We start from the raw sequence: 17,233 nt of genomic DNA, 5'->3' as shown, positions 1-17,233 counted from the left end.
GGTACTCTTATGGACGCAATCAATGAGCGATTCCCTGCACACTCACAAAGCCGACGATGCTCCCGGTAATAAACTCAAGCCCGTGACTGCACATTCACATGGCAGCCATGGTGACGCCTGCTGTTCGTCGATCGCCGCGGCGCCCGCGCTGATCAAGTTGAGCGAAGCGTCAAGTGCCGATGCACGGCTGAGCAGTTTCCGCATCGAGGCCATGGACTGCCCGACCGAGCAAACGCTGATCCAGAACACGTTAGGGAAACTGACCGGCGTTCAGCAGCTGGAGTTCAATCTGATTAATCGGGTGCTGGGTGTCACCCATAACCTGACGAGTACCGCGCCGATCATCGACGCCATCCAGTCCCTTGGAATGCACGCCGAGCCCTTGGAGCAGGGCGTCGAAACACCGCTGCCGACACCGGTGAAAAAGCCCTGGTGGCCGTTGGCGCTGTCCGGCGTCGCCGCTTTGGTGGCCGAGGTGATCCACTTCACCGCGGTCGCGCCGAACTGGGTTGTGGCAGTCATCGCACTGGTCTCGATTCTCAGCGGCGGCCTCGGCACCTATAAAAAGGGCTGGATCGCCCTGAAGAATCTCAATCTGAACATCAACGCGCTGATGAGCATCGCGGTGACGGGCGCGATCCTCATCGGCCAGTGGCCGGAAGCGGCGATGGTGATGTTTCTGTTCACCGTGGCCGAGTTGATCGAAGCCAAGTCCCTGGACCGCGCGCGTCATGCGATCAGCGGCCTGATGCAGATGACCCCGGAACAGGCAACGGTGTTGCAGGCCGACGGCAGTTGGGTCGCGCAAGATGTGAAAACCATCGACCTCGGTGCACGGGTGCGGGTGCGGCCCGGCGAGCGCATCGGCCTGGACGGCGAGGTGCTGGCGGGCAATTCGACCATCGATCAGGCGCCGATCACCGGTGAAAGCCTGCCGGTGGAAAAAACTGTCGGCGACAAGGTGTTCGCCGGCACGATCAATCAGGCGGGCTCCCTGGAATATACCGTCACCGCCGCCGCGAACAATTCGACGCTCGCGCGAATCATCCACGCGGTCGAACAGGCCCAAGGTGCGCGGGCACCGACCCAGCGATTCGTCGACAGCTTCTCCAGAATCTACACCCCGGCGGTATTTATCCTGGCCTTGGCGGTGGCGGTGTTGCCGCCGCTGTTCATGAATGTGCTGTGGTTTGACTGGATCTACCGTGCTTTGGTGCTGTTGGTCGTCGCCTGCCCCTGTGCACTGGTGATCTCCACCCCGGTGACCATCGTCAGCGGCCTGGCCGCTGCGGCGCGCAAGGGCATTCTGGTGAAGGGCGGCCTTTATCTGGAGGGCGGTCACAAGCTCGATTATCTGGCTCTGGACAAGACCGGCACCCTCACCCATGGCAAACCGGTGCAAACCGATTACCTGTCACTCGATCCCACCGCCGATGCATCGGCGCCGGCGATTGCGGCGGCGCTGGCCGGTCGTTCGGATCACCCGGTGTCGCGGGCCATCGCCAGCGCGGCTGTGGATAAACAGCCTGCGTCGTTGACTGTGGATAACTTCGAGGCCCTCGGTGGGCGCGGAGTGCGCGGGGTTATCAACGGCCAGCTCTACCATTTGGGCAACCATCGATTGGTCGAAGATCTGGGGCTGTGCTCGCCCGCGCTGGAGGAGAAGCTGTTCGCCCTGGAAAAACAGGGCAAGTCGGTGGTGCTGTTGCTCGACCGGTCGGGTCCGCTGGCGCTGTTCGCCGTGGCTGATACGGTAAAAGACTCCAGCCGCGAAGCCATCCGGCAACTGCACGAACTGGGCATCAAAACCCTGATGCTTACCGGCGACAACGTTCACACCGCCGAAGCGATTGCCGCGCAAGTCGGCATCGATCAGGCCAAAGGTGACCTGCTGCCGACCGACAAGCTGCAAGCCATTGAAGCGCTTTATGTACAGGGCCACCGCGTCGGTATGGTCGGCGACGGTATCAACGATGCCCCGGCGCTGGCGCGATCCGAAATTGGTTTCGCCATGGCCGCCGCGGGCACCGACACCGCCATCGAGACCGCCGATGTCGCCCTGATGGACGATGATCTGCGCAAAATCCCGGCATTCATCCGCCTGTCGAGGCAGACCTCAAGCGTCCTCAAACAGAACATTGCCCTGGCATTGGTCATCAAGGCGATCTTTCTTGGGGTAACCTTCGCCGGGCTCGCTACCATGTGGATGGCAGTGTTTGCCGACATGGGCGTGAGCCTGTTGGTGGTGTTCAACGGTTTGCGCCTGCTGCGCAAATAGACGAAGAGGGATGGTTGTGCTGAGTGCCGAGCTGAAGGCGTTTTACATGGTTGCCCGCCTGGGCAGCATTACCCTGGCAGCGAAGAAGCTCGGCCTGAGCCAGCCCACGGTGACGACCCAGATTCGCAATCTCGAAAGCCAATACTCGGTGGAGTTGTTTTACCGTGGCGGCCGTCGCCTGAGTGTCAGTGAAGAGGGCGCGCGCCTGCTGCCGATGGTCAAGGCGCTGATGCAGCAGGAAGCCGACATCGAATTTTTCCTGCGCAACAGCGGGCAGGTTCAGGGTACGTTGCGCATCGCCGCCACCGCGCCGTATTACATCCTCGATTTGGTGAAAACCTTTCGCGAGCGTCTGCCGCAGGTGGAAGTGTCGGTGGAAATCGGCAACTCGCAGCAGGTGCTGGAAGCGTTGGAGGATTACCGGGTCGATGTCGCGGCGTCCTCGCAGCTGCTGGAGGACGCACGGTTGATTCGCCGGGTGCTCGGCAGCGATCCGCTGGTGCTGGCGGTGCATCGCAGTCATCCATTGGCTGGCCACGATCATGTGCCTCTCAGTGCATTGGCAGGGCATACGTTGTTGATGCGCGAACCGGGCTCGACCACCCGGCGCATGACCGAAGAGCTGCTGGCCGGCGCCGGCGTGAATGTCGGGCCATTGCTGGAGATCGGCAGTCGCGAGTCGATCCGCGAAGCGGTGCTGCGCAACATCGGCATCAGCCTCATCGCCCGCCAGGAAGTGCCCCACGATCCCCAGCTGCGGGTGCTGACTATCGAGAATGCGCCCTTGCTGCCGGAGTATCTGTACTGCCTCAAGGAGCGAAAAAATGCGCGGTTGCCGGCGGCGTTTCTCGGGGTGGCGCAGGAAATGTCACCGGTCTGAGGATTTGCTTCTTCTGTGAGGGCCTAATCGCTGGCAAGCCAGCTCCCACAGTTGTTTCTAGTGTTCACAAGATCTGTGTTCACTGGAGAACCCTGTGGGAGCTGGCTTGCCAGCGATGAGGTCAGCACAGACAACACATGACTTAACCAAAATCCGCGAATACCACTATCGGCCGATTTTGCCTCACTGCCATATGACGGACGCATTACAACTCTAGGATGGCCTTCATCTGCTAGATGAGGTCCGTCCATGAACAACTCGATCGCAACTGCCCTGACCAACCCCGGCGCGCCAATGAAAGTGCGTGGCGTGCACAAGCGTTTCGGTGCCTTCACCGCGCTCGATAATGTGTCCATCGACGTGGCGGCCGGTGAGCTGGTGTGCCTGCTCGGACCTTCCGGTTGTGGCAAAACCACTCTGCTGCGCTGCATCGCCGGTCTGGAGAAACAGGACAGCGGCGAGTTGTACCTGGGCGGTCGCGACGTTTCCCACCTGGCGCCTCAGGCTCGGGATTACGGCATTCTGTTCCAGTCCTACGCACTGTTTCCCAATCTCACCGTCGAAGCGAACATTGCCTACGGCCTGGCCGGCAGCGGTCGCGATGAAGTGCGCCAGCGTGTCGGGCAGATGCTCGAACTGGTTGGCCTGAGCGGCAGTGAGAAAAAGTACCCCGGCCAATTGTCCGGTGGTCAGCAGCAACGGGTCGCGCTGGCTCGGGCGCTGGCCCCGGCGCCGTCGTTGTTGCTGCTGGATGAGCCGATGTCGGCCCTCGACGCCCGCGTTCGTGAGCACCTGTGCACCGAATTGCGTCAACTGCAGCGGGAGCTCGGTATCACCACCCTGATGGTCACCCACAATCAAGACGAGGCCATGTTGATGGCCGACCGCATCGCCGTGATGAACAACGGCCAGGTCGAGCAGTACGCCACGCCCCAGGAAATCTACAACCGCCCGGCCACGCCGTTCGTGGCGGAGTTCGTCGGCCAGGGCAATTGGCTGCCGTTCCACAGCAGCAGCGACAGCCATGCCCAGGTCGGCGGGATGAACCTGCGTCTGGTCGACGGCAGCGCCAGGGCTGCATCAGGTCGTTTGTTCTGTCGCCCGGAAGCGATCAACGTCAACCCTGTGGTGCACGAAGAAAACCTGTTCCCGGCCAAGGTTCGCGAAATCACTTTCCTCGGCAACCGCTGCCGCATGAGCTTCGAACTCGATCATTTGCCCGGCCACGCCTTGCTGGCCGAACTGGCGCCGGAAGCCATGCCGCGTCTTGGCGCGCAGCAGATCATGGTCGCCTTGCCACCGCGCAGCCTGCAGGTGTTTGCCTGATGAGCGCGAACATCGCGCTGCCGCTACCGCGCAAGCAGGTGCGGCCAGTCTCTCGTGCCGAGATCGGTGACCGGATTTTCGTGGTCGGCGGCAAAGTCCTGCTGCTGGTGATGCTTGGCGTCGCCGTGTTGATGCCGTTGCTGGCGATCTTCTGGCGCGGCTTCAGTTCTGAAGCCGGGCAGGGTGGAGGCTGGCTGGCCGCGCGGGAGTTGGTGACCGGTGCCAACTTCCACTGGCTGTTGGGCAATAGCCTGAAGGTTTCCCTCAGCGTGGCGGCCATCGTCGTACCACTGGCCTACCTGTTTGCCTACGCCCTGCAACGCACGTTGATACCTGGCAAAGGCATCTGGCGCGGCATTTCGTTGCTGCCACTGATGGCGCCGTCCATGCTGCCCGGTATCGCGCTGGTTTATCTGTTCGGCAACCAGGGCATGCTGCGCGGTCTGCTCTCGGACAACATTTACGGTTTCTGGGGCATTGTTCTGGGAGAGGTCATCTACACCTTCCCACACGCCTTGATGATTTTGCTGTCAGCCTTGTCGCTGGCGGATGCGCGATTGTTTGATGCCGCGTCCAGCATGGGCGCCAGTCCCGCTAAAGCCTTTCGCAGCATCACCTGGCCGGCGACGCGTCAGGCAGTGTTCGCCGCGTTTTGCCTGGTGTTCACCTTGACCATCACCGATTTCGGCGTGCCCGTGGTGGTCGGTGGTGACTATCAAGTGCTGGCGCTGGAGGCCTACAAAGCCGTGGTCGGCCAGCAGCAGTTCGGTCGCGGCGCCTTGATCGGCATGGTGTTGCTGCTGCCGGCGCTGTTCAGCTTCGGTGTCGACGCCTGGTTGCGTCGGCGTCATGGCGATTCCATGAGCGGTCGGGCGCAAGTCTTCAAGCCGGCGCCGTCGACACTGCGCGACGGTTGCTACCTGGCCATCGTGCTGCTGATCTGCGCTGCGTTGCTGCTGGTGTTCGGCATGGCGGTGTTCTCTTCGCTGGTGAAGTTCTGGCCGTACAACCTGTCGTTGTCGCTCAACCACTACCAGTTCAACGACACCGCGGGCGGTGGCTGGCTGGCCTACGGCAACAGCGTGAAAATGGCGTTGTGCACGGCGCTGATCGGCAGCGTGCTGATCTTCACCGGTGCCTACCTGATGGAGAAAACCAAGGGCCAGCGCGGCCTGAATCTGACCCTGCGCATGCTCAGTTTCGTACCGATGGCGGTGCCGGGCCTGGTGCTCGGCCTGGGTTACGTCTTCTTCTTCAACCTCACCGGCAATCCGCTGCACGTGCTCTACGGGACCATGACCCTATTGGTGGTCTGCACCATTGCGCACTATCTGACCACCGCGCAGATGACCGCCACCACTGCATTGCGCCAGCTCGACGCCGAGTTCGAAGCGGCCGCGCTGTCGCTCAAGGCGCCGCTGTACCGGCACTACCTGCGGGTCACCGTGCCGATTTGCCTGCCGGCGCTGCTGGACATCGTGCGCTACCTGTTCGTCTCGGCCATGACCACCGTCTCGGCGGCGATCTTCCTCTACAGCCCCGACACCATCCTTGCGGCGGTGGCGGTGCTGAACATGGACGACGCCGGCAATGTCGGCGGCGCGGCGGCGATGTCGACCCTGATTCTGTTCACCTCGGCGGGCGTGTCCCTGCTGCTGGCCTGGGCCTCGCGCGGTTTGCTGCGCCGCTCACAAGCGTGGCGACAGACCGCGCCCGGTCATTGATTCGCTGCTCCAAAAAGAAGCCAAAGTCCCTCAACTCAAATACAGGAAAAGATCATGTTCAAGCCCCTGGCCCTGGCCGCTGCTGTCCTCACCGCTTTCAGCCTGAACGCATACGCTGCGAAAACCGAGTTGACGGTGTACACCGCCCTCGAAGCCGAACAACTGAAGACCTACAAGGACGCCTTCGAAAAGGCCAACCCTGACGTCGAGATCAAGTGGGTGCGCGATTCCACCGGCATCATCACCGCCAAACTGCTGGCCGAAAAAGCTCGCCCGCAGGCTGACGCCGTGTGGGGTCTGGCGGCTTCGAGCCTGGCGATTCTCGATCAGCAAGGCATGCTGCAAAGCTACGCGCCAAAAGACCTGGGCAAAATCGGCAGTAACTACCGCGACGTCGCCAACCCGCCCGCCTGGGTCGGCATGGACGTCTGGGCCGCGACGATTTGCTTCAACACCGTCGAAGCCGAGAAGCAGGGCCTGACCAAGCCAATCAGCTGGCAAGACCTGACCAAGCCTGAATACAAAGGCAAGATCGTCATGCCGAACCCGGCGTCGTCCGGCACCGGTTTCCTCGACGTCAGCGCCTGGTTGCAGACCTTCGGCGAGAAGCAGGGCTGGCAGTACATGGACGACCTGCACCAGAACATCGGCCAGTACGTTCACTCCGGTTCCAAGCCCTGCAAACTGGCGGCGGCGGGTGAGTTCCCGATCGGTATTTCCTTTGAGTACCCGGCAGTACAACTGAAGCGCCAGGGCGCGCCGCTGGACATCATCCTGCCGAAAGAAGGCCTGGGTTGGGAGATCGAAGCGACTGCCGTGATCAAAGGCACCGCGCATGAAGACGCCGCGAAGAAACTCGCGGACTTCTCGGCCAGCCCTGAGGCGATGGAGCTATATAAAGAGAACTTCGCTGTGCTCGCACAACCGGGTATCGCCAAGCCGCAGACCGAATTGCCGGCCGATTATGAGCAGCGTTTGATCAAGAACGACTTTGCCTGGGCGTCGAAGAATCGCGACGAGATTCTGACCGAATGGCGCAAGCGTTATGACGGCAAGTCCGAGAAAGTGGCGGCCAAGTAAGCCATTTTTCGCCTGATAGGGCCCCATCGCGGGCAAGCCTTGCTCCCACAGGGAAACGCATTCCTTTGTGGGAGCGAGCCTGCTCGCGAAAGCGGTCTACAGTTCAAGACAAAATTCATGTCATCGAGAGACCTCTGATGAACCACAACGAACAAGCAGTCGCCAAGGTCTTCGCCCTGTACGAGCGCTTCGGCGATGCCGATTACATCGGCGAGCCGGTATCGCAGATCGAGCACATGTCCCAGGCCGCGCAGTGCGCAATGGCCGAAGGCTTCGACGACGAAGTGGTGCTCGCCGCGTTTTTCCACGATATCGGACATATCTGCACTGAGGGTGCCGAGAACATGGGCGGCTTTGGCGTGGTCAGTCATGAGCGGCTGGGCGCCGACTACCTGCGCAGCGCAGGATTCAGTGAACGCATGGCACGGTTGGTGGAGTACCACGTGCAGGCCAAGCGGTATCTGACGCTCAGGGAACCGGGTTATTACGAACGCTTGAGCGAGGCCAGTCGCCGCACGCTGGAGTATCAGGGCGGGGTGATGACCGAAGCCGAAGCGGATGCCTTCGAGCAGGACCCGTTGTGCGAAGTGAGTTTGCGCATGCGGCAGTGGGATGAGCTGGCCAAGGAGATGCATGTGCCGGTGATTGATCTTGGGGTGTTGAAGCGCAAGGCTGTGGGGTTGTTGTCCCGCGAAAGTTGCTGAACGGTCCTACGGTAACTGACGAAGCGTTGTATGGATCGCCTTGTTGGCAGGGCTCAAGCTGAGCTTTTCACAAGGAAGCAAATGGATGCGCTATTTAAAGGTGATTGCTCAGGATCGAAGCGGTGGCGGGGTGGCAGATACGCTTCAGTTTCAGTTTTTTGAGGGAGAACAACTGCTGCGTGAGGCGACGGACGATGAGATTCGGCGGCTGAGAACCTTTGGCTCTACCTATTTGAAATGCAGATGGTTCAATGCCGGCGAAGGCGAGGAGCGGCATCTGCGAATGTTTTCACTGAATCCTTCGGGCGACGGCACACCAGAGTCGGTGCGGCTGCATTTCCATGAGGGCCCGATCATTGCCTACAAGGCAGCGGTTCATGACCTGGATAACGACGGCACCTTCGAGATCGTGCTGGTTTCCGACATAGACAACGATGGCCACGCCAATCGCACCGATCGAACACGGCTTAACACGTTGGTGCGGGAATTTCTGAAGCTCGAGTGGTGACACTTGGCTCTTGATTTGTGGCGCGGCCTTCGCGAGCAGGCTCGCTCCCACATTGGAATGCGTTTCCCTGTAGGCGCGAGCCTGCTCGCGAAGGGGCCCGTCAACACGCCACAACATTTACAGTTGTTGTGCCAGCTCTTCGATTTGTTCCTGACGCTCCGCCTGATTCAATTTTGCATGCGCATTGAGCGACGACCACTGTGGATGCGCACGCGCCTTGTTCAGGGCTTCCGGTAATTTTCCTTCGCGCCAAGTCTTGTCCTGAGGTGTAGCGACTTGAATGCTGTCCATCGCCGCATGCCCACGGGCATCCAGTGCTTGCAGCAGTTGCCGTTGCCGTAGCGCCAAAAGCCGCAGCACATTGTCGTCCACCGTCAGCTCACGCTGGCCCTTGATCTTGCCCAGCAACCGGCTGCCATAACTGCGCGCGGTTTGCAGGGCACCGCCGGCGATGGCCCCGGCCAGTGCGGCGGCGCCGAGGGTAATACCGCCCACCAGCAAGTCGACCCCGGCCCCGGCAGCCGCACCGGCCGCGATCCCACCGCCGACCCGCACGCCCAGTTGCTTGAGCGTTTCCGGGTTGAACAAGTCATCGCCCCAACGGCCGTCGAGTAGCGGCAGGTCGCTCGCGGCTGCGTCCTGCGGGCGAAAGCCGTAGAGCTTGAGCAGGGCTTCGACGCAGCGCTGCTCCCGTTGGCGCACGTTTTTTCGCAGTTCGCCAATGGCCTGTTGTTCCTGTTCCGCATCGCTGACCACGCTGCGCCGGCAGGCGGCGCAGTCGATCAATAACTCGGCAATCAGTCGCGCCGCGCTTTGCTGGCGCGCAAGGCGTTGAGCCTGTTGATCGGCAATCAAGCGCTCCAGCTGCGGGCGAGCATGTTCCAGCAGGAGTGCGAGGCTTTCATAGAGTCGGCGCTCGCCATCTTCCGGAGGCGCGACGCTATCGAATCGCACCAATGCGTGCAGGCCGAGACGCGCCAGCGCTTCACGCCAGGCCGGCTCGCGGTGGTGATCGCTGCTGACGAAATTCAGCACCGGCAGCAATGGTTTGCCACAACCGGCCAGTACTTCCAGTTCGTCGCGGTACTTGGCCAGTACCGGTTCACGGGCGTCGATCACGTAGAGGCCGGCATCGCAGGTCAGCAGTTGCCGCAGCACTTTGGCTTCCTGTTCGAAACGCTGCCGCGCTTCACTGCCTTCCAGAAAACGGGTCAGTCGTGCCGGACCATCGAGGCGTTCGCCGGGGCGCTCCAGGCGTTCGAGGTAATCGAGCAGGGCGATGGCGTCTTCCAGGCCAGGGGTGTCGAAGAGGTCGAGCAAAGGCTCGCCGTCCACGGATAAACGAGCACCCTCTACATGCCGTGTGGTGCTGGGGCGATGGGAGACTTCGCCGAAGCCGACATCACGGGTCAGGGTTCGCAGCAAAGAAGTCTTGCCGACGTTGGTATGGCCGACCACGGCGAGCTTCAACGGCTTAGTCATGACCCGTCTCCAGCCAATTCAACGGGGCGCTATCGGCGAACGGCAGTTCCAGCTGTTGCAGGGCCACGTGCCAATCACCGAGGCGATCGGCATCCAGCGCATCACCGGGCGGCGCTTGCAGCAGCCAGACGCGGGTGGCGCTGGCGCTGCGGGCCAGTTCGGCGATCAATGCCAGGCTGCCGCGATCCGGCGAGCGCCGTGGATCACACGCGATGGCCAGACGAGCCGGGGGGAAACGGCTCAGTTGTTCGAGGAGTTTGTGCCGTGATTCGCGGCTGTCGAGAATGCCGGCGTTGCTGACGTTTTTCGGCAGTTGTGGCGGCCAGGGGTGTTGATCGTCCAGCTCGATGGCCACCAGCAGTGCGCCGTCGCTTTGCTGGTCACTGACGCCACTTTCGACGCGATGCAATTGCGCAGGCGCTTCATCGCTGATGCCCAGGCGTTCGCTGGTGGGCATCAGGCGTTCGCGCAATTGAGCGTAGCCGGGCAGGTTCAAATCCAGATGCAAGGACGACCGACCGGTTTTCCAGCGCCACAGGCAAAACAGCGCCAGCAGCAGTCGCGGCAATACGCCATAGACCAGCAACACCCCAACCAGCCACGCCGCCCAGGCCTGGCGGGCGCTTTCGATATTCAGCGCGGCATCGCCACTGGCGCGAATCATTTCCACGGTCGGCACGCTGAAGCCGAGCAGTGCGGGCAGGGCGCCGAGGCCCTGGGTCATTGTGATAAAGGTGTCCGCGCCGAGGATGGTGGTTTCCCAGACGAAACCGTAGCGTCGGGTGGCCATGATCGTCAGCAGCATCACCAGCGCACTCAACATCGCCAGCAACCACAAGCCGTTGACCAGCACGCCGATTGCCCAGCGATTGAGTTTTTGTCGTTGCAGTAACAAGAGCAAGGCAGGCGCCAGTTGCGCGGCTTTGGCATCGCGGGCGAGTTTTTCGCTGAGCCACAACCACAGGCGCCCGAGACTGGCGCCGTGTTCTCCGGCAAACACCAGCCCCAAGGCCCAGCTCAACAGCAGAATCAGATTGAGCCCGAGCAGACTGCCCAAGGCCCAGAACACATTGACCGGCGTCTGCCCGTCACCCAGCGCGGCGAACGCCAGACCGGCGCCGCTGATTACGGCCAGCACCGCCAATACGATCAGTGCCAGGCGCGCACCTTGCAGCCAATGCACGAGCGCGCTACTCAGGCCATCCCGTTCGGCCAGCCACAGGGCACGGCGTTGAATGCGTGTCGGTAAATCGCCACCGGCGCTGCGGGCCAGACGATTGGCTTCCAGATCCTCCAGGGGGCCTGCGTGTTCTTCGCGCAGGCGGATGGTTTCTGTCAGCCAGAGATTATTCAGTTCAGTCACGCGGCATCCCGTCGCTTAATTGAGCTGTGAGCATAACCGCTGTGGCGCTTGTCGGGGGGCTACGTTGCGAGAAGCCGGGCCTCTGGTATCCTCGCCGGCATGACTAAATCACTCCCCCTCAGCCTGATTGCAGCCCTCGGTGAAAACCGTGTGATCGGCGTCGACAACAGCATGCCCTGGCACTTGCCGGGGGACTTCAAATATTTCAAGGCCACGACCCTGGGCAAGCCGATCATCATGGGTCGCAAGACCTGGGATTCCCTCGGTCGTCCGCTGCCGGGCCGCTTGAACATCGTGGTCAGCCGTCAGGCGGATCTGGTGCTGGAAGGCGCGGAGGTTTACCCGTCGCTTGAAGCCGCTGTGGTTCGCGCCGAAGAATGGGCGAAAGAGCAAGGTGTCGATGAGTTGATGCTGATTGGTGGTGCGCAGTTGTATGCGCAGGGGATGGCGCAGGCCGATCGCTTGTATTTGACGCGCGTGGCGCTGAGCCCGGAGGGGGATGCGTGGTTTCCGGAGTTTGATTTAAACCAGTGGAAACTGGTGTCCAATGTTCCGAATCCGGCAGAAGGTGACAAGCCGGCGTACAACTTCGAAGTTTGGGAAAAGGCCTGAGAGCATCGCTGGCAAGCCAGCTCCCACAGTGTCCGTGTTGAAACACACATTGTGTGAACACCAACAATCCCTGTGGGAGCGGGCTTGCCCGCGATGAGGCCAGATCAGGAGCTGAAGAGTTTAAGCGTGAGCCAACGCCGAATGCTCATCCGCCTCCAGCAGCGCCTTATCCGTCTGCTGCATCACCTGGCTGGTAATCGCCCCGGCGGTGATCGAGCCACTGACGTTCAACGCCGTACGCCCCATGTCGATCAACGGCTCCACCGAAATCAGCAACGCCACCAGTGACACCGGCAAGCCCATTGCCGGCAATACGATCAACGCGGCAAAGGTCGCACCGCCACCCACCCCGGCCACACCCGCCGAACTCAAGGTCACAATCGCCACCAGCGTTGCGATCCACAACGGGTCCAGCGGGTTGATGCCCACGGTCGGCGCCACCATCACCGCCAACATCGCCGGGTACAGACCGGCACAGCCGTTCTGGCCGATGGTTGCACCAAACGAAGCGGCGAAACTGGCGATGGACTGTGGAATGCCCAGACGGCTAGTCTGCGCTTCGATGCTCAACGGAATCGTCGCGGCGCTCGAGCGACTGGTAAACGCAAAGGTCAGTACCGGCCAGATCTTGCGGAAGAAGCGCAGCGGATTGATCCCCGCCGCCGACACCAACAGGCCATGGACGACAAACATCAGCCCCAGGCCGATGTAGGACACCACGACAAAACTGCCGAGCTTGATGATGTCCTGCAGGTTGGAGCCAGCGACCACTTTGGTCATTAGCGCCAGCACACCGTACGGGGTCAGCTTCATCACCAGGCGCACCAGGCGGGTCACCCAGGCTTGCAGGGTGTCGATGGCGTTGATCACTTTCTGACCTTTTTCCACGTCATCCTTGAGCAGTTGCAGCGCTGCGACACCGAGGAAGGCGGCAAAGATCACCACGCTGATGATCGACGTCGGCTTGGCCCGCGCCAGGTCGGCGAACGGGTTTTGCGGGATGAACGACAGCAACAATTGCGGCACATTCAGGTCGGCGACCTTGCCCGCGTAATCGGACTGGATGATTTGCAGACGGGCCAGTTCCTGGGTGCCGGCCACGAGGCCTTCGGCGGTCAGGCCGAACAGGTTGGTCAGGCCGATGCCGATCAGCGCCGCAATGGCCGTGGTGAACAGCAGCGTGCCGATGGTCAGGAAGCTGATCTTGCCCAGCGACGAAGCGTTATGCAGACGAGCCACAGCGCTTAGGATCGAGGCGAAGACCAGCGGGATCACGATCATTTGCAGCAATTGCACGTAACCGTTGCCCACCAGATCGAACCAGCCGATCGAGGCTTTCAGCACGGGATGACCGGTGCCGTACACCGTGTGCAATGCCACACCGAACACCACGCCGAGTACCAGCGCGAGCAGGACTTTTTTCGCCAGGCTCCAGGTTGAGTGGCGGGTTTGTGCCAGGCCCAGGAGCAGGGCGAGGAACACCAGCAGATTGAGAATCAGCGGCAGACTCATTGGAACTCCCATTAGACATGTGCCAACTGCCTTCCGGGGCAGCTGCGAACCGGCAAGCCTAACAGCTTGAAATCTAATGAATTAATATCAAAAACGTCTTGGAACTGTCGTTTTTGGAATAAGCGGATGTCGCTTTCGGGGATGCAGCTGGCGCGATGGGCACGATGGCGGTCGCTGGCAGACGAGGACTGTCACACTTATTTGTTAGCGTCGATGTCTTTCACTCAGGGAGAAACATCGATGAAGTTCGCACCGAAATTACTGGCTGCAGCTCTTTGCCTCGGCCTCGCCGGCCAGGTATTCGCCACGGATTTGAAACACTGGCCGGCCGATCAGGCCAAGGCGTTGGACGCGATGATCGCCGCCAACGCCAATAAGGGTAACTACGCGGTGTTCGACATGGACAACACCAGTTACCGCTACGACCTCGAAGAGTCGCTGCTGCCGTTCATGGAGAACAAGGGCCTGATCACCCGCGACAAACTCGACCCCTCCCTGAAGCTGATGCCTTTCAAGGACACCGCCGACCACAAGGAAAGCCTGTTCAGCTACTACTACCGTCTCTGTGAAGTCGACGACATGGTTTGCTATCCATGGGTCGCCCAGGTGTTTTCCGGCTTTACGCTGCAAGAGCTCAAGGGCTATGTGGATGAGATGATGGCGGCCGGCAAACCGGTGCCGGCCACGTATTACGACGGCGACGTGGTCAAGAACCTGGACGTCAACCCGCCGAAAATCTTCACCGGCCAGCAAGAGCTGTACAACAAGCTCATGGAAAACGGCATCGAGGTCTACGTGATGACCGCCGCTTCCGAAGAGCTGGTGCGCATGGTCGCGGCGGATCCGAAGTACGGCTACAACGTCAAACCGCAGAACGTGATCGGCGTGTCTCTGCTGCTCAAGGACCCCAAGACCGGCGAGCTGACCACTGCACGTAAGCAGATCACCGCCGGCAAATATGACGAGAAGGCCAACCTCGGCCTGGAGCTGACGCCTTACCTGTGGACCCCGGCGACCTGGATGGCCGGCAAACAGGCGGCGATCCTGACCTACATCGATGAATGGAAAAAACCGGTGCTGGTCGGCGGCGATACCCCGAGCAGCGACGGTTACATGTTGTTCCACAGCGTCGACGTGGCCAAGGGCGGCATCCACCTGTGGGTCAATCGCAAGGACAAGTACATGACCCAGATAAACGGCATGATGGCCAAGCATGCTGCGGCCCAGGCCAAGGAAGGGCTGGTGGTGACTGCGGACAAGAATTGGGTGATCGTCACGCCGCAAGAGATCCAATAAGACCGGATTCTGCCCGTGCAAACCTTGTGCTCGACGCAAACCCCGTAGGAGCTGGCTTGCCAGCGAATAGGCCAGCACCTTCAACATCAATGTTGCCTGACGTACCGCCTTCGCCGGCAAGCCGGCTCCGACAAGTCTTGTGCACGACGCAATCCCTGTGGGAGCTGGCTTGCCAGCGAATAGGCCAGCACCTTCAACATCAATGTTGCCTGACGTACCACCTTCGCCGGCAAGCCGGCTCCTACAAGTCTTGTGCACGACGCAAACCCTGTGGGAGCTGGCTTGCCAGCGAATAGGCCAGCACATTCAACATTAATGTTGCCTGACACGCCTTCGCCGGCAAGCCGGCTCCTACAAAGAGGCCTGGTTTCGGCCAGGCAAAAAAATGCCCCGCACTTGGCGGGGCATTTTTATGGGGGCGGCTGACGCTTACAGCCCGTCGAGCATCGCCTTGTTACGCACAGCACCCTTGTCGGCACTGGTCGCCAGCAGGGCATAGGCCTTCAGGGCGGTGGTCACTTTACGTGGACGCACTTCCACCGGTTTCCAGCCTTTTTTGTCCTGCTCGACACGGCGCGCGGCCAGTTCTTCGTCGCTGATCAACAGGTTGATCGAGCGGTTCGGAATGTCGATCAGCACTTTGTCGCCGTCCTGCACCAGGCCAATTGCGCCACCGGCAGCGGCTTCAGGCGAAGCGTGGCCGATGGACAGACCGGAAGTACCACCGGAGAAGCGGCCGTCGGTGAGCAGGGCGCAGGCTTTGCCCAGGCCTTTGGATTTCAGGTAGGACGTCGGGTACAGCATTTCCTGCATGCCCGGGCCGCCTTTCGGGCCTTCGTAGCGAATGATGACGATGTCGCCTTCCTTCACTTCGTCGGCGAGGATGCCGCGCACGGCGCTGTCCTGGCTTTCGAAGATCTTGGCGTTGCCTTCGAACACGTGGATCGACTCATCGACGCCGGCGGTTTTCACCACGCAACCGTCGAGGGCGATGTTGCCGTACAGCACAGCCAGGCCGCCTTCTTGCGAGTAGGCGTGCTCGACACTGCGGATGCAGCCGTTTTCACGGTCGTCGTCCAGGGTGTCCCAACGGGTCGACTGGCTGAACGCGGTTTGCGTCGGGATGCCCGCAGGACCTGCCTTGAAGAAGTGATGCACGGCTTCGTCGTTGGTCTGGGTGATGTCCCACTTGGCGATGGCTTCTTCCATGCTGCGGCTGTGCACGGTCGGCAGTTGGGTGTGCAGCAGGCCGCCACGGGCCAGCGAACCGAGGATGCTGAAGATCCCGCCAGCGCGGTGCACGTCTTCCATGTGGTACTTCTGGATGTTCGGCGCCACCTTGCACAGTTGCGGCACGTTGCGCGAAAGACGGTCGATGTCGCGCAGGTCGAAATCGATCTCGGCTTCCTGGGCGGCGGCCAGCAAGTGCAGGATGGTGTTGGTGGAACCGCCCATGGCGATGTCCAGGGTCATGGCGTTCTCGAACGCCTGGAAGTTGGCGATGTTGCGCGGCAATACCGACTGATCGTTCTCGCCGTAGTAGCGCTTGCACAGCTCGACGATGGTGCGGCCGGCCTGCAGGAACAGCTGCTCGCGGTCGCTGTGGGTGGCCAGGGTCGAACCGTTGCCCGGCAGGGCCAGGCCCAGGGCTTCAACCAGGCAGTTCATCGAGTTGGCGGTGAACATGCCGGAGCACGAACCGCAAGTTGGGCAGGCACTGCGCTCGTATTCAGCGACTTTCTCGTCAGAAGCGCTGGAGTCGGCGGCGATTACCATGGCGTCGACCAGGTCGAGACCGTGGCTGGCCAGTTTGGTCTTGCCGGCTTCCATCGGGCCGCCGGAGACGAAGATCACCGGGATGTTCAGGCGCAGGGACGCCATCAGCATGCCGGGGGTGATCTTGTCGCAGTTGGAGATGCAGACGATGGCGTCGGCGCAGTGGGCGTTGACCATGTACTCGACGGAGTCGGCGATGATCTCGCGGCTCGGCAGCGAATACAGCATGCCGTCGTGGCCCATGGCGATGCCGTCATCGACAGCGATGGTGTTGAATTCTTTTGCCACACCGCCTGCGCGTTCGATTTCGCGGGCGACCAATTGGCCCAGGTCTTTCAGGTGCACGTGGCCCGGTACGAACTGGGTGAAGGAGTTGGCAATGGCGATGATCGGCTTTTTGAAGTCGTCATCTTTCATCCCCGTGGCGCGCCACAGAGCGCGGGCGCCGGCCATGTTGCGGCCATGGGTGGATGTTTTCGAGCGGTAATCAGGCATGAAGCACTCCGGGCGGCTAATCAGGTATCAAAAGGGAAGTGAGCTTCTATTGACGTCTGGAGTACTCGGAAATGGCCGTGTGTCCATAGGTTGCCGATAACTTTGCGGGATCGCCGCGCGCTTCAGCTTGAGCTCATAAACCCGCCGGGGATGACTGGCGATGAATGTTCGCGATTCTACACGGCTGGTGGCTGGAG

Annotated in this window: 13 protein-coding genes; 9 read left to right on the top strand and 4 right to left on the bottom strand. The window is 61.1% G+C overall.

The genetic code is table 11. The features are described 5' to 3' along the window. Positions 1 to 22: 22 nt before the first annotated feature. The 7 genes from LAB08_RS28785 (at position 23) to LAB08_RS28755 (ending at position 8,500) form a co-directional block, all read left to right on the top strand. Positions 23 to 2,278: a heavy metal translocating P-type ATPase gene (locus LAB08_RS28785; protein WP_096514363.1), complete on the top strand. Its 2,256-nt coding sequence runs from the start codon at positions 23 to 25 to the stop codon at positions 2,276 to 2,278. A 16-nt stretch (positions 2,279 to 2,294) separates the two neighbouring features. Further along, positions 2,295 to 3,158, top strand: coding sequence for a LysR family transcriptional regulator (locus LAB08_RS28780; RefSeq protein WP_096515626.1), 864 nt, complete (start codon positions 2,295 to 2,297; stop codon positions 3,156 to 3,158). A 249-nt stretch (positions 3,159 to 3,407) separates the two neighbouring features. After that, positions 3,408 to 4,484 carry a putative 2-aminoethylphosphonate ABC transporter ATP-binding protein gene (locus LAB08_RS28775; protein WP_096514364.1) on the top strand — a complete coding sequence of 359 codons (1,077 nt, stop codon included), beginning with the start codon at positions 3,408 to 3,410 and terminating at the stop codon, positions 4,482 to 4,484. Next, positions 4,484 to 6,208, top strand: a complete 1,725-nt coding sequence (locus LAB08_RS28770; protein ID WP_096514365.1) for a putative 2-aminoethylphosphonate ABC transporter permease subunit — start codon at positions 4,484 to 4,486, stop codon at positions 6,206 to 6,208. Before LAB08_RS28775 ends, LAB08_RS28770 begins: the two co-directional genes overlap by 1 nt. Positions 6,209 to 6,262: 54 nt before the next feature. Then, positions 6,263 to 7,288: a putative 2-aminoethylphosphonate ABC transporter substrate-binding protein gene (locus LAB08_RS28765; protein WP_096514366.1), complete on the top strand. Its 1,026-nt coding sequence runs from the start codon at positions 6,263 to 6,265 to the stop codon at positions 7,286 to 7,288. 137 nt (positions 7,289 to 7,425) lie between these two features. Then, positions 7,426 to 7,992, top strand: coding sequence for a phosphonate degradation HD-domain oxygenase (locus tag LAB08_RS28760; RefSeq protein ID WP_096514367.1), 567 nt, complete (start codon positions 7,426 to 7,428; stop codon positions 7,990 to 7,992). Between the two features lie 85 nt (positions 7,993 to 8,077). Next, a complete protein-coding gene (locus tag LAB08_RS28755; protein WP_096514368.1) occupies positions 8,078 to 8,500 on the top strand; it encodes a hypothetical protein in 423 nt (140 codons plus the stop codon). A 117-nt stretch (positions 8,501 to 8,617) separates the two neighbouring features. On the opposite strand, the gene LAB08_RS28750 is transcribed toward LAB08_RS28755, so the two are convergent. Further along, positions 8,618 to 9,982 carry a GTPase/DUF3482 domain-containing protein gene (locus LAB08_RS28750; protein ID WP_096514369.1) on the bottom strand — a complete coding sequence of 455 codons (1,365 nt, stop codon included), beginning with the start codon at positions 9,980 to 9,982 and terminating at the stop codon, positions 8,618 to 8,620. Next, complete coding sequence (locus LAB08_RS28745) at positions 9,975 to 11,345, bottom strand: DUF2868 domain-containing protein (RefSeq protein WP_096514370.1); 1,371 nt, start codon at positions 11,343 to 11,345, stop codon at positions 9,975 to 9,977. The genes LAB08_RS28750 and LAB08_RS28745 overlap by 8 nt, the downstream gene beginning before the upstream one ends. A gap of 99 nt (positions 11,346 to 11,444) precedes the next feature. Here LAB08_RS28745 and LAB08_RS28740 point away from each other — a divergent pair, with 99 nt between their 5' ends. After that, positions 11,445 to 11,957: a dihydrofolate reductase gene (locus LAB08_RS28740; protein ID WP_096514371.1), complete on the top strand. Its 513-nt coding sequence runs from the start codon at positions 11,445 to 11,447 to the stop codon at positions 11,955 to 11,957. A gap of 120 nt (positions 11,958 to 12,077) precedes the next feature. Here LAB08_RS28740 and LAB08_RS28735 read toward each other — a convergent pair whose 3' ends face one another. After that, positions 12,078 to 13,469, bottom strand: coding sequence for an L-cystine transporter (locus LAB08_RS28735; RefSeq protein WP_096514372.1), 1,392 nt, complete (start codon positions 13,467 to 13,469; stop codon positions 12,078 to 12,080). A gap of 240 nt (positions 13,470 to 13,709) precedes the next feature. Between LAB08_RS28735 and LAB08_RS28730 the strand changes: the two genes are divergently transcribed. After that, on the top strand, positions 13,710 to 14,765 hold the full coding sequence (locus LAB08_RS28730) for an HAD family hydrolase (RefSeq protein WP_096514373.1): 1,056 nt from the start codon (positions 13,710 to 13,712) through the stop codon (positions 14,763 to 14,765). 429 nt (positions 14,766 to 15,194) lie between these two features. Here LAB08_RS28730 and ilvD read toward each other — a convergent pair whose 3' ends face one another. Beyond that, positions 15,195 to 17,036 carry a dihydroxy-acid dehydratase gene (gene ilvD / locus LAB08_RS28725; RefSeq protein WP_096514374.1) on the bottom strand — a complete coding sequence of 614 codons (1,842 nt, stop codon included), beginning with the start codon at positions 17,034 to 17,036 and terminating at the stop codon, positions 15,195 to 15,197. Between the last annotated feature and the right edge of the window lie 197 nt (positions 17,037 to 17,233).

Source organism: Pseudomonas izuensis (assembly GCF_002356535.2).
Taxonomy (GTDB): Bacteria; Pseudomonadota; Gammaproteobacteria; order Pseudomonadales; family Pseudomonadaceae; genus Aquipseudomonas; species Aquipseudomonas izuensis.
The sequence above is the reverse complement of the archived record's forward strand: the minus strand, read 5'-3'. Positions and strand labels throughout refer to the sequence as shown.